Source organism: Aeromonas sp. 159, from assembly GCF_963862045.1.
Classification (GTDB): Bacteria; Pseudomonadota; Gammaproteobacteria; order Enterobacterales; family Aeromonadaceae; genus Aeromonas; species Aeromonas veronii.
Map to the genome: position 1 here is coordinate 63,565 of NZ_CAWLMI010000019.1, position 12,719 is coordinate 76,283.

At 61.1% G+C, this 12,719-nt stretch carries 10 protein-coding genes; 4 read left to right on the plus strand and 6 right to left on the minus strand.

Features of this window, described 5'->3' with window-relative positions; all coding sequences use genetic code 11:
* Nucleotides 1-11: 11 nt before the first annotated feature.
* Both AACR14_RS04240 and AACR14_RS04245 read right to left on the minus strand, forming a co-directional pair.
* The gene (locus AACR14_RS04240; protein WP_019445247.1) at nt 12-1,133 is read right to left on the minus strand and encodes an anhydro-N-acetylmuramic acid kinase; all 1,122 of its coding nucleotides are present in this window, start codon (nt 1,131-1,133) and stop codon (nt 12-14) included.
* Nucleotides 1,134-1,446: 313 nt separating this feature from the next.
* The gene (locus AACR14_RS04245; RefSeq protein ID WP_019445248.1) at nt 1,447-2,772 is read right to left on the minus strand and encodes a peptidoglycan DD-metalloendopeptidase family protein; all 1,326 of its coding nucleotides are present in this window, start codon (nt 2,770-2,772) and stop codon (nt 1,447-1,449) included.
* A gap of 109 nt (nt 2,773-2,881) precedes the next feature.
* Here AACR14_RS04245 and tyrS point away from each other — a divergent pair, with 109 nt between their 5' ends.
* Nucleotides 2,882-4,081: a tyrosine--tRNA ligase gene (gene tyrS, locus AACR14_RS04250; protein WP_019445249.1), complete on the plus strand. Its 1,200-nt coding sequence runs from the start codon at nt 2,882-2,884 to the stop codon at nt 4,079-4,081.
* A 25-nt stretch (nt 4,082-4,106) separates the two neighbouring features.
* On the opposite strand, the gene AACR14_RS04255 is transcribed toward tyrS, so the two are convergent.
* Nucleotides 4,107-5,042 (minus strand): LysR family transcriptional regulator, encoded by a 936-nt coding sequence (locus AACR14_RS04255; protein ID WP_026034921.1) that lies wholly within the window; start codon nt 5,040-5,042, stop codon nt 4,107-4,109.
* A gap of 108 nt (nt 5,043-5,150) precedes the next feature.
* On the opposite strand from AACR14_RS04255, the gene budA reads away from it, so the two are divergent.
* Complete coding sequence (budA, locus tag AACR14_RS04260; RefSeq protein ID WP_005338506.1) at nt 5,151-5,945, plus strand: acetolactate decarboxylase; 795 nt, start codon at nt 5,151-5,153, stop codon at nt 5,943-5,945.
* 18 nt (nt 5,946-5,963) lie between these two features.
* Nucleotides 5,964-7,634 (plus strand): acetolactate synthase AlsS, encoded by a 1,671-nt coding sequence (gene alsS / locus AACR14_RS04265; RefSeq protein WP_005338504.1) that lies wholly within the window; start codon nt 5,964-5,966, stop codon nt 7,632-7,634.
* 103 nt (nt 7,635-7,737) lie between these two features.
* Here the strand turns inward: alsS and AACR14_RS04270 are convergent, their stop codons facing one another.
* On the minus strand, nt 7,738-9,150 hold the full coding sequence (locus AACR14_RS04270) for an MATE family efflux transporter (protein WP_019445251.1): 1,413 nt from the start codon (nt 9,148-9,150) through the stop codon (nt 7,738-7,740).
* Nucleotides 9,151-9,223: 73 nt separating this feature from the next.
* Entirely contained in the window at nt 9,224-10,162 is a 939-nt protein-coding gene (locus AACR14_RS04275) for a LysR family transcriptional regulator (RefSeq protein WP_050547823.1), read from the minus strand.
* Nucleotides 10,163-10,660: 498 nt separating this feature from the next.
* Between AACR14_RS04275 and AACR14_RS04280 the strand changes: the two genes are divergently transcribed.
* Complete coding sequence (locus tag AACR14_RS04280) at nt 10,661-11,953, plus strand: HAAAP family serine/threonine permease (RefSeq protein WP_005338498.1); 1,293 nt, start codon at nt 10,661-10,663, stop codon at nt 11,951-11,953.
* 67 nt (nt 11,954-12,020) lie between these two features.
* Here AACR14_RS04280 and AACR14_RS04285 read toward each other — a convergent pair.
* A partial coding sequence (locus AACR14_RS04285; RefSeq protein ID WP_156808769.1) for an IS3 family transposase occupies nt 12,021-12,719 on the minus strand: 699 nt, incomplete at its 5' end.

Consider the following 12,719-nt stretch of genomic DNA (forward strand, 5'->3'; position numbering starts at 1 on the left):
CTTGTCATCACTCAGGCGGGATAGAGGGCACCCAGCACGGCCGGACGGCTGGCGCCGGTGACGGCGGGCAGGTTGCCCGGCTTGCGGTGAACAAAGCACATGGCCAGCCAAGCAAAGGCTGCGCCTTCTACCCAGTCGGGGGCAAGGCCCAGCTCGGCTGTGCTGGCGATGCGCCATGCAGGCAGCAGGCTGGCCAGCTCCTTCAGCAAGGGGGCATTATGGGCACCGCCGCCGCAGACAAACAGCTCGGCTTTCGGCTGGCTGGCACCGACTGATTCGGGCCGGGCGGGCAGTTGGCGGGCGATGCTGTGGCTGGTGAGCGCCTGCAGGGTGCGCTGCACATCCACGGGGGCGTATGAAGTGCCTGCCAGCTCCCCATCGAGCCAATCGAGGGTAAACATCTCTCGTCCGGTGCTCTTGGGGGCGGGGGCTGCGAAATAGGGGTGGGCCAGCAGTTTCTCCAGCAGGGCCGGGATGGGCTTGCCACTGGCGGCCCATTTGCCACCGGCGTCATAGCTGCCGCCGTGGGGCTGATGGCGGCGATACCAGCCATCGAGCAGGGTGTTGGCCGGGCCGGTATCAAAACCATATACCCCGCCCGGATTGCCCGGCAGCACCGAGATATTGGCGATGCCGCCGAGGTTCAGTACCACCCGCAGGGCGCCGGGCTTGGCAAACAGCGCCTGATGGAAAGCAGGCACCAGCGGCGCCCCCTGACCGCCGAGGGCCATATCCATGGTGCGAAAATCGGCGATAACGTCGATGCCGGTCAGGGCGGCCAGCAGGGCGGCGTTGCCGATCTGCAGGGTAAAGCCGAGCTGGGGGCGATGGCGGATAGTCTGGCCGTGGCTGCCGATGGCGCGAATATCTTTGGGCTCAAGCTTCGCCTTGGCCAGCAGCGCGTGGGTGGCGGCGGCAAACTCTCGCGCCACCAGATTATCGGCCACCCCCATGCGGTCGATTTCGTTGTCGCCCGGGGTGCAGAGTGCATGCAGCGTGCGGGCGGTCTCTTGCGGCCAGGGGTGACAAAGTGCCGCTTCGACCCGCAGTTCATCCCCGGCGATCATCACCAGCACGGCATCAATGCCGTCCATGCTGGTTCCCGACATCAGACCGATATAGCGCTCAGCCATGGTGTCTCCTTACATTGCTGCTTGAAAATGCGGTGTGCAGAGAGGGTGAAGAGGGGAACGGCTTTCATCCCATGCCACATGGCGTGGTCTTTGACATCAGACCGATATAACGCTCAACCATGTTGCATCCTCAATGCGGACCGGAAAAAGAGTGAGAGAGACAGGATAGATAAGCCCTTGCTTCCGTGCCACATGCCGCTCCCAGTGTTCCATTTCATCTTATGCCTGAAAGTGGACTCATTTCAATCCGATTGCCTGGCGCGGGCTCAATAAAAGGGGCTGGCAGGGCCTTCACCCTGCCAGCCCTGATGGCTTAGTTGCCGCGACTCTCCCGCTTGTTCTGGGCCAGCTGTAGCTCGGGGTTGTCGAGCTTGGCCAGTTGCGGCATCGCCAGCTTTTTGAAGTTGGCCAGCTCGCGTCCGCTCAGGGTCTCTGCCTGCGGCAGGGTGAGGGTGCGCGGGTTCTTGTGAATGCCGCCCACCACGAACTCGTAGTGCAGGTGCGGGCCGGTGACGCGACCGGTGCCACCCAGAGTGCCGATGGTCTGCCCCTGCTTCACCCGCTGCCCCTTGTTGACGGTGCGCTTGGAGAGGTGCAGGTACTTGGTCACATAGTTGCCGGCATGCTTGATAAAGACGTAGTTGCCGTTGAACTGGTTGTAACCGGCGGCCACCACGCTGCCGGAGCCCGCTGCCATGATGGGGGTGCCCACCGGCGCCACATAGTCGATGCCGTTATGGGGGCGGATCTTGCCGGTCACCGGATGGAGGCGGCGCGGGTTGAAGTTGGAGCTGATGTATTTGAAGTTGACCGGCGCGCGCAGGAAGCTCTTGCGCATCGCCTTCCCTTCCGGGGTGTAGTAGTTGCCATCTTCATTGAGCACGGCGCGGTAGGCGGTGCCCTGGTTGACGAACTCCGCCGCCAGAATATCGCCGGAGGCGACCCGTTCGTCGTCGCGGAACTTGTCTTCATAGACCACCCGGAAGCTGTCTCCCGGCTGCAAGTCCTGGGCAAAGTCGATGTCCCAGCCGAAGATGGCGGCCAAGTCCATGATCTGATCTTCGGTCATCCCCGCATCCACCGCGGCGCCCCAGAAGCTGGAGCGGATCTCGCCTTTGCTCACCTGTTCGCGGGTGTCGAGGGCGATCTTGACGTTGCGGGCGACAAAGGTCTCCTCCTTGCGGCTCACCTTGAGCGCCTGCTCCAGACTGTGGGGGTAATAGAGGCTGTGCAACTGGCCATCTTCGGTCAGCTTGAAGGTGAGCTCCTGCCCCGGTTGCAGCATCCGCAGGGGATCGCTGCCCTCGAGCTGATCGATCAGGTGCAGATCCGTGGTGCTCAGGCCAATGCGCTGGAAGATCACCCCCATGTTGTCGCCACGGCGCACCTTCACCTGCTTGGTGATGTAGCGTGGTTTGGGCGGGGTGGCAGGCTGGGCGGCCTCGGCCGGCAGCTCGTCGTTCAGCGCGTTGTCGTTGGCCGGTTCCCGCAGGGCAATTTCGTTGCCGTTTTCATCGACCCGTGTTGCTACTGCCTGTTCGCTTGGCCAGGCAGCCAGCATCATGATCATGATGCTCAAGATCAGCACCATCTTGCGGTGCCAGTGGGGGAGTGCGTTGAAGGCGTGCCAAATAACCATGAGAAGCAGATGAAGTCGGGCAGAATGGACGGATTTTACAGCCTTTCCAATTGGCCCGCCATTCCAGTAATATGTTTGGCCCTGTGGAATCGTGATGGAGAGTCAAAAAATGTCCCAGCTCGAGGTGGCGCTAGCCGAGATCAAGCGCGGAGCGGAAGAAATTCTGGTTGAAGAAGAACTTGTCGCCAAGTTGAAGGAAGGGCGCCCGCTGCGCATCAAGTTGGGTATGGACCCGACCGCCCCCGACATTCACCTGGGTCATACCGTGATCCTCAACAAGCTGAAGACCTTCCAGGATCTGGGCCATGAAGTGATCCTGCTGATCGGTGACTTCACTGCCATGGTGGGTGACCCCTCCGGCAAGAACGCTACCCGTCCACCGCTCTCCGAAGAGGCTATCAAGCATAACGCCCTCACCTATGCCGAGCAGGCGTTCAAGATCCTCGACCCCGCCAAGACCCGCATCGAGTACAACTCGACCTGGCTGAGCGAGCTGGGTGCGACCGGCATGATCAAGCTGGCGGCCAAGCAGACCGTGGCCCGCATGATGGAGCGCGACGACTTCAAAAAGCGCTACACCGGCGGCCAGTCCATCGCGATTCACGAATTCCTCTATCCGCTGCTGCAAGGCTATGACTCGGTCGCGCTGAAGGCGGACGTTGAGCTCGGCGGTACCGACCAGAAGTTCAACCTGCTGATGGGCCGCGAGCTGCAAAAAGATGCCGGCATGGCGACCCAGTGCGTGCTGATGATGCCGCTGCTGGTGGGTCTGGATGGCGTCAAGAAGATGTCCAAGTCCGCAGGCAACTACATCGGCGTCCACGACGCCCCGGGCGAGATGTTCGGCAAGATCATGTCCATTACCGACGATCTGATGTGGAACTACTACGAGCTGCTCTCCTTCCGTCCGCTGGCCGAAATTGAAGAGTTCAAGGCAGGCATCGCTGCCGGTACTCTCAACCCGCGTGACGTGAAGATCTGGCTGGCCAAAGAGATCATCGCCCGTTATCACGACGAAGCGGCGGCCGAAGCGGCCCACGAAGATTTCACCCAGCGTTTCTCCAAGAACGCCATTCCGGACGAAATGCCGGAAGTCGAGCTGGCTCTGGAAGGCGAAGGTCTGGCCATTGCCAACCTGCTGAAAGAGGCCGATCTGGTGGCCACCACCTCCGAAGCGCTGCGGATGATCAAGCAGGGCGCAGTCAAGGTGGATGGCGAGAAGCTGGAAGATGGCAAGGCACTCATCGGTGCCGGTACCGCCGTCTATCAGGTCGGCAAGCGCAAGTTTGCCCGCGTGACTGTCAAATAAGCAGTCGCATCAGGCAAGCTGGTCATCAAACCGGTTCAAGCTTGTTCAACAGGGCCTCCTTCGGGAGGCTTTGTCGTATCTGGGCGGCACGGATCTGGGCGATAAAGTGCCGCAGCACGGCACTGCTTGGGTGAGGCCGTGTCGCCAGACTGATGCTGGTCATCATGCCGTTGCCCTCAATGGGGTGATAACTGACCCCGAGCGGGCGCAGCGCCGCCACCGAGCTGGGCACCAGAGTCACGCCAAAGCCCGCCTGCACCATGCCGACGGTAGAGATCACCTGCGGGCATTCGGGCCCCAATATAGGCTCGAACCCCGCCTCCCGGCAGAGACCCACTATTCCGTCATAGAGCCCGGGCCCGATGGTGTGGGGAAACAGAATAAAACTCTCGTCCTTCAGGCAGGCCAGGGGCAAGGGGCCCGGCTTGGCCTTGGGATGGCTGGTCGGCAGGGCGATCAGCAGCGGCTCCTGCTCGATAAGGTGATGGGCAAAGCCCTCGCTACCGCGGCAGGGGAGCCGCAAGATGGCGGCATCCAGCCGATCGTTGCGCAGCGCCTCCACCAGTGCCGGCATGGTGCCCTCCTGCGGGCTGAGAGCTACCTCGGGGTAGCGCTCCCTATAGTCGTGCAACAGGGTCAGCACCGCAGGGTGGAGCACGGTGGACCCGGCGAATCCGATCCTCAGCGCCCCCTGCTCGCCCCGGGCAATCCGCTTTACCTTCAGTTTTGCCGCATCGGCCAGCGCCAGGATCTGCGCCGCATCCCGATAGAGGCTCTCGCCCGCCTCGGTCAGTTCGACACTGCGGGTCAAACGGCGCAGCAGCGGGGTGCCCAGGGTCTCCTCCAGCTTGCGGATCTGCTGGCTCAGCGGCGGCTGGGCCATGTTGAGTGATTCGGCTGCGCGGGTGAAATTCTGCTTTTCAACAACGGCCATGAAGTAGCGGAGCGTACGAAGTTCCATATCGATTGAGTCTCAAAGTCATGGGATCAGCGTATTGGTGTTGAAATGTGAACCAAGTCACCATTGGATCCGAACGCTAACAGGATTCACGGTGGAGGTGAAACCCGAATGGAACATATTGCAACATCTGACAGTGCCGGGTGCAGCTGTGCCCTCGAAGTGAGCCAGCAGTTTTCCCGCTGGCGCAGGCAGCATGACGGTGGCGAGATCTACCAGAGTTCCCTGATGAGCGCCCTGCTGGCGGGGGTCTACGAAGGGGAGACCACCATGAGCGAGCTGCTGCGCCACGGCGACTTTGGCCTTGGCACCTTCAACCACCTCGATGGCGAGCTGATCGCCTTCGAGCGCCAGATCCACCAGTTGCGCTCCGATGGCTCGGCCCGGCCCGCCCGCGCCGATCAGAAGACCCCCTTTGCGGTGATGACCCATTTTCGCCCCTGTCTGGAGCGTCGCTTCGATCACCCCCTGAGCCGTGACGAGATCCACCAGTGGGTGGATCGGCTGGTGGGCTCCGACAACGTCTTCGTCGCCCTGCGCCTCGACGGCCAGTTTGAAACGGCCAAGGTCCGTACCGTGCCGCGTCAGGAGCCCCCCTATCGCCCCATGCTGGAGGCCATCGAGCAGCAGCCGCTGTTCCGCTTTGCCGCGGTGGCGGGGACTCTGGTGGGCTTTCGCTGCCCGCCGTTCGTGCAGGGAGTCAATGTGGCGGGCTTTCACGAGCATATGATCACCGCCGATCGCAAGGGGGGCGGCCATCTGCTCGACTACACCATGGCCCACGGCACCCTGCGACTTTCTGTGGTGCGTCACCTCAATCTGGCCCTGCCATCGGATCCCGCTTTCCGGCAGGCCGACCTCAACCCCGCCGATCTCGATCGCGCCATTCAAGCCGCCGAAGGCTAATAGACAAGGAGCAATAACATGGAAAACAGACAGTGGAAGTGCGGTGCCGAGCTGGTGGTTCGTCATCTGGAGGCGCAGGGGGTCAAGCAGGTGTTCGGTATCCCGGGGGCCAAGATTGACCGGGTGTTCGATGCGCTGGAGGACTCTCCCATCGAGACCATAGTGGTGCGCCACGAGGCGAATGCCGCCTTTATGGCGGCCGCCGTGGGGCGCCTCACCGGCAAGGCGGGGGTGGCGCTGGTCACCTCGGGCCCAGGCTGCTCCAACCTCATTACCGGGTTGGCGACGGCCACCTCGGAAGGGGACCCCATGGTGGCGCTGGGCGGTGCGGTGCGCCGTGCCGATGGCCTCAAACTCACTCATCAGAGCATGGATACGGTCAACCTCTGCCGTCCGGTCACCAAGTTCAGTGCCCAGGTCAACAGCGGGGCGGCGATCTCGGAAGTGATGGCCAATGCCTTTCGCGCCGCCGAGCTGGGGCGGCCGGGGGCGGCCTTTGTCAGCCTGCCGATGGATATCATCAACAAGCCGGTGCAGGGCAATGTGCTGGTACCCCGCGAGGTGCCGGAGCCGGGCTGCGCCGATGAGCAGAATATGGAGCAGGCATTGACCCTGCTGCGCAATGCCCAGAATCCGGTGGTGCTGCTCGGCCTGATGGCGAGCCGGCCGGAGAATGCCGAAGCGGTACGCGCCTTCCTCGACAAGGCGCGGCTGCCGGTGACCGGTACCTATCAGGCCGCCGGGGTGGTGGACAGCTGCCACTTCGATGACTTTGCCGGACGGGTGGGGCTCTTTAACAACCAGCCGGGGGATCAGCTGCTGGCGGGGGCCGATCTGGTGATCTGCATCGGCTACAGCCCCATCGAGTACGACCCCGTGCTGTGGAATGGCGATCGGGAGCGGCGCATCCTCCATATCGACGTGCTGCCTGCCGATATCGACAGCAGCTACTGCCCGACCGCCGAGCTGGTGGGGTCGATCCGCGCCAACCTGTTGCAGCTGACCCGCATCATGGGCAATCCGAAAATCCGCCCCCCCGAGGTGGATCGGCTGCTGCAAGGGGTACGCCAGCAGCGACTGCGACTGGCGATGCGGGCCGATGATCTGCACGGCAATCCGGTTCACCCCTTGCGTATCGTGCGCGAGCTGCAGGATCTGGTGCGCGACGACATGACCCTCTGCGTCGACATGGGCAGCTTCCATATCTGGATTGCCCGCTACCTCTACAGCTTCCGCGCCCGTCAGGTGCTGATCTCCAATGGTCAGCAGACCATGGGGGTGGCACTGCCGTGGGCCATCGGTGCGGCGCTGGTGCGGCCGGGTGAGAAGGTGATCTCGGTATCGGGGGATGGCAGCTTTATGCAATCGAGCATGGAGCTGGAGACGGCGGTGCGGCTCAAGAGCAATATCGTTCACATCATCTGGGTCGATAACGGCTACAACATGGTCGCGATGCAGGAGCAGCAGAAATATTGCCGCACCTCCGGCGTCTCTTTTGGTCCCATCGACTTCAAGCGCTATGCCGAATCGTTCGGGGCGGCCGGTTTCGCGGTGCGTTCGGCCGACGAGCTGCGCGCCACCCTGCGGGCCGCACTGGCGGTGGAGGGGCCTGCTGTGGTGGCGATCCCGGTGGATTACTCCGACAACCCGGGGCTGATGGCCCAGCTCAGGCCAGAAGTATTGGCATAAGTGCTGGCCTGAATCTTCGTGTAAGGGCAGGTAGACCCGTCCATATAGCAAAAACCGGCATCAATGGATGCCGGTTTTTTATTGCTACGCGGGATGGGTGGCCTTAACGGGCCAGCTGGACGGCGGCGCGTGCGCGGGCCGGTTGCGGGCGACGCTTGTTTTTTGGCGCACAGGCCATCTTCAGGCGCAGCCACTCGCGCCACAGCAGCCAGCAGAGCGGCAGGGTGAGCAGCAGTACGGTCGCGGGCTGGGCCATCAGCACCCCATCACGCCCCCACAGTTGTGGCAGCAGGAAGATGAGCGGCAGCAGCAACACGGTTTTGGCGATGGAGATGACCAGCGCCTGACGGGTACGCGCCATGGATTGCAGCAGCACTATGCCGAACATGATGATCCCCTCCAGCGGAATGGCGCCGAGGTTGAGGGTCAGGCTGCTGATGGCAGCGGCCAGCAGTTCGGGATCCTTGTCGCCGGTATAGAGCATGGCGACCTGTCCCGGCAGCAGCTGGATGGTGAGCCACACCAGCATGCCGTAGATAAAAGTGAACTTGAGCCCCATCTCCATCAGGTACTTGAGGTTGCGATGGCGCTTGGCCCCCGCCGCCTTGCTGATAAGCGGCTGAATGCCGAAGGCGAGCCCCTGCAGAATGACGATAAAGACAGCTTCGGTGTAACCGGCCACGGTAAAACCCGCCAGATCCTTCACATTGCCATACAGCATCAGCTGGCTGTTGTGCAGCATCAGCAGCAGGCCGAGGTTGAACTGGGCAATCAGGCTCGGCAGACCGGTAAAGAGCAGGTGCGGCATGGCGGGGAGGTTGGGCACCAGATCCCGCCAGCTGAGGCGCAGCCGCGCCCAGGGGGTAAAGAAGTAGCCAAGGCCGATCAGGCTCACCGCACCCTCTGCCATCAGGGTGGCTTGCGCGGTACCGATCAATCCCAGCCCCAGCCGACCCACCATGATGTAGTTGAGGATGATGTTGAGCACGGCGCCACTGCTCACCAGCACCATGGCCAGTTTCGGGCGGCCATCGTTGCGCAGCAGATAGGGGACCGCCAGATTGCTGGCCAGCAGCAGGGTACCGCCGCCAATCCAGGTGAGGTAGTCGCTCGCCTGTTTCCAGGTGTCGGTGCCCTGTTCAATCCCCAGCCCCAGCAGGATATCGGTGTGGGTGTAATAGAGCAGCACCGGCGCAACGCCCCCGAGTCCGGCCAGCAGCCAGAGGGCGTTGACCAGCGCCTGACGGGCCAGCGTGTCGTTTTTCGCCCCTTGCTGGAAGGAGATGGCAGTGGCGGCCCCCATGCTGATCATGGCGGCCAGACCAATCAGCACCATGATGACCGGATAAACCAGGTTGATCCCGGCGAGGCCAGCGGCACCGACATAGTGGCCGACGAAGATGCCGTCGATGAGGTAGTAGGCCCCCGAGACCAGCATGGCAAGAATGGAGGGGAGGGCGTAAGCCCAGAAGCGACGGGTCATGGCCCGTTGCCGCAGTGTTAAATAGGCAGACATATCTGTTCTCTCGGGGAGTTCGATTATCGAACAGCTAGTCTAGATTAATACTTATTTGGTGATAATCAGGGTTTCACTTGATGAATTGCTGAGTATTACTCACTAATCCGGGGTTTTGGTAGTGGGCCTTGAGCATGTCGATCAGGATGCGCAGGCCGCTGCCCAGTTGATGCCGACTGGGATAGAAGAGGTAGAAGCCGGCAAAGGTGGGGCACCAGGGCTCTAGCACGGTGAGCAGTTTCCCCTCCGCGACCTTTTGGCTCACCTCCTCTTCCAGACAGTAGGCGAGCCCCAGCCCCGCCTCGGCGGCGCCCAGATAGAGGGCCGGGGTGCTGGTGGTGAGCGGCCCGGTTACTTCGATCTCCAGCATGGTGCCGTCGGCGGCAAAGGCCCAGCGATAGTGGTGGTGCGGGGTGAGGCGATAGCCGATACAGGCGTGGCGGCTCAGCTCGCTCGGGTGCTCGGGCGTACCGTGCTCCGCCAGATAGGCCGGGGAGCCCACCACCAGATAGCGCTGGGGCGGGCCGAGGGGGATGCCGATCATCTCCTTGGGCAGCAGATCCCCATAAAAGAGCGCGGCATCGTAACCATCCTCAATCAGCTGGGGCATCAGCTCCTGCTCCACTACCTCCACCTGCATCCGCGGATAACGGGCCAGATAGTCGATCAGCACAGGTGCCAGCAGGCTGTCGATGGCGCCGCGGGGGGCGCAGAGTTTGAGTCGCCCCACCGGTTCATCGCTGTTGCGGGCCAGCTCGCAAAGCGCCTCTTCAAGAGTATTGAGGGTGGGGAGCAGCTGCTTGAGCAGCCGCTGGCCCGCTTCGGTCGGTACCACGGCGCGGGTGCTGCGGTTGAGCAGCCGCACCCCCAGCCTTGCTTCCAACCCCTTCAGGCTGTGGCTGAGGGCGGAGGCGGAGACCCCGAGTTCGAGGGCGGCCTTGCTGAAACTACGGTGGCGGGCGACGGCGGCAAATACCGCCAGTTCGGCGAGATCGGTACGGGTAATGGTCATCATCAATCAACAAAAAGGCGTGAGTCACAAGGGTACGCCAAGGCCGTGCTGCACACAATCCGCGCTAAACGGGTGGCTTGTTGCAAATATGTAGCTGCTCGCAGGCCATTGATTCCAGTGAAACTAAGTTGAATTGTTAAAAAAAACTCACAATAAGGCGCTTTGAGTGTGATCTTGGTCGTCCGAAAGGCGACCAAAATCAAACTTTGGTTGATTAATTCAAAAAAACGCTGTGATTAATAAGGGCATTTAATTAAAGTCAGCCCATCAAGAGTGGCGCACGTTAATCGGTTGTTAAGTGAGACGGGCGCCGACCCTCAGGGTCAAAATCTCGCACTGTTGTTTGTTGCAATCCTGTTGTCACAAGGAGTGATGGCCAGGTTGCCGGGGGGCGAGAGGTTAATATCAAGGACGGACAGCAGGCGTTCCAGGGAGATGGAACCGGGCCAAGGCCCGACCAAACAAGAATCCCATTTTCCTAGATGACAGGAACAACGTATGTCTGACATGAATATTGCAGCTGATGGTCGTTTAGCCAGCAACACCTCCCGCGGCGTCAACAAGGCCGATGTGGTCTGGATGCTGGGTCTGTACGGTACCGCGATCGGTGCCGGTGTGCTCTTTCTGCCAATCAACGCCGGTGTCGGTGGCCTGTGGCCGCTGGTTGCCATGTTGATTCTGGCGCTGCCGCTGACTTTCTTTGCTCACCGTGGTCTGACTCGCTTCGTGCTGTCCGGCTCTACTCGTGATGGCGACATCACTGAAGTAGTAGAAGAGCACTTCGGCAAGACCGCAGGCAAATTCATCACCCTGCTCTACTTCTTTGCCATCTACCCGATCGTGCTGATGTATTCAGTCGCCATCACCAACACCGTCGAGAGCGTGATTGTTCACCAGCTGGGCATGTCTGCACCTCCCCGTGCCGTTCTGTCACTGGCCCTGATCCTCGGTCTGATGGCGGTTGTTCGTCTGGGCGGCCAGGTTATCGTCAAAGCGATGAGCGTGCTGGTATTCCCGTTCGTGCTCACCCTGATGGGTCTGGCGTTCTACCTGATCCCGCACTGGAACGGTGCCATCATCACTGAAGCTCCGGCCCTGTCCGACGCCTTCAACGGTGACTTCATCAAGACCCTGTGGCTGGCTATCCCGGTAATGGTGTTCTCCTTCAACCACTCCCCGATCATCTCCTCCTTCGCGGTGGACAACAAAGGTCGTTACGGTGAAGGTGCCGAGAAGAAGTGCAGCAACATCCTGCTGGGCGCCCACGTCATGATGGTGATGACCGTTATGTTCTTCGTATTCAGCTGCGTACTGAGCCTCTCCCCGGCTGACCTGGCTGCTGCCAAAGAACAGAACATCTCCATCCTGTCCTACCTGGCCAACCACTTCGATAACCCGGTTATCGGTACTGTGGCTCCGCTGATCGCCATGGTTGCCATCAGCAAATCCTTCCTGGGTCACTACCTGGGGGCGCAAGAAGGCATGAACGGCCTGATGGCCAAGGCGCTGCGCGAGAAGGGCAAGAACGTTGACACCAAGCAACTGAACAAAGTCACTGCCGTGTTCATGATCCTGACCACCTGGGCCATCGCTACCATCAACCCGAGCATCCTCGGCATGATTGAAGACCTGGGCGGCCCGATCATCGCAATGCTGCTGTTCCTGATGCCGATGTACGCCATCACCAAGGTTCCGGCCATGCGCAAATACGCTGGCAACATCAGCAACGGCTTCGTGACCATCATCGGCCTGATCGCCATGTCCGGTATCATTTACAAGCTGATTGCCTGATAACGCCGGTTACCAAGTTGTCTAGTCCTGAAATAGGTTTACACATTTTCAACTAGCATTTCTCTACTCAGAACCCCCTATGTACCGCATCGGGGGTTCTGTATTTCAACGCATGATGCGGCCGCTCCGCGTTGTAAATATCCACCGCCTCACGCACCATTTCCCGCGCTTGCGTCAAATCCTGCGGGCTTTGCAACAACTCTCCTTTCAAAATCCCGTTCACCCGCTCCGCCAACGCATTCTGGTAACAGTCATACCCATCCGTCATCGAGCATTTCACCCCGTACCGTTCATGTAATGACTGATACAGCCCCGAGCAATACTGCACGCCGCGGTCTGAGTGATGGATGAGTTCACCGCCGCCACGCCGTTGCTTCAGTGCTTTCTTGAACGCCATCGCCACCGACTCCGCGTGCATTCCTTCGTGCACGTGATGGCCCACTATCTTGCGTGAGTACGCATCCGTCACCAGGCTCAGGTACAGCGGCCCGCTCCTGGCGGGCAGATAGGTGATATCAGCGACCCAGACCTGCTCCGGGGCCACCGGTGTGACCTGCTCTGGCCCCGCCTTGAGCAAGTTGGGATGACGGTAGAAACGGTGAAAACTGTGGGTGGTCTTGTGATACGCCCGCCTGGGCTGCACCAGCAGGCGGTGCTCGGTCAATATCTGAAACAGCCTGTCACGCCCGACCTTGAGCCCGTCATCATCCTGACCCTGCAGCATATAATGCAGCTTGCGAGTGCCCACCCGAGGTTGTCGCAGTCG

Coding starts and splice junctions, on each gene's coding strand:
- AACR14_RS04240 (WP_019445247.1), bottom strand. CDS start 1,133: ATGGCTGAGCGCTATATCGGTCTGATGTCGGGAACCAGCATGGACGGC.
- AACR14_RS04245 (WP_019445248.1), bottom strand. CDS start 2,772: ATGGTTATTTGGCACGCCTTCAACGCACTCCCCCACTGGCACCGCAAG.
- tyrS (WP_019445249.1), top strand. CDS start 2,882: ATGTCCCAGCTCGAGGTGGCGCTAGCCGAGATCAAGCGCGGAGCGGAA.
- AACR14_RS04255 (WP_026034921.1), bottom strand. CDS start 5,042: ATGGAACTTCGTACGCTCCGCTACTTCATGGCCGTTGTTGAAAAGCAG.
- budA (WP_005338506.1), top strand. CDS start 5,151: ATGGAACATATTGCAACATCTGACAGTGCCGGGTGCAGCTGTGCCCTC.
- alsS (WP_005338504.1), top strand. CDS start 5,964: ATGGAAAACAGACAGTGGAAGTGCGGTGCCGAGCTGGTGGTTCGTCAT.
- AACR14_RS04270 (WP_019445251.1), bottom strand. CDS start 9,150: ATGTCTGCCTATTTAACACTGCGGCAACGGGCCATGACCCGTCGCTTC.
- AACR14_RS04275 (WP_050547823.1), bottom strand. CDS start 10,162: ATGACCATTACCCGTACCGATCTCGCCGAACTGGCGGTATTTGCCGCC.
- AACR14_RS04280 (WP_005338498.1), top strand. CDS start 10,661: ATGTCTGACATGAATATTGCAGCTGATGGTCGTTTAGCCAGCAACACC.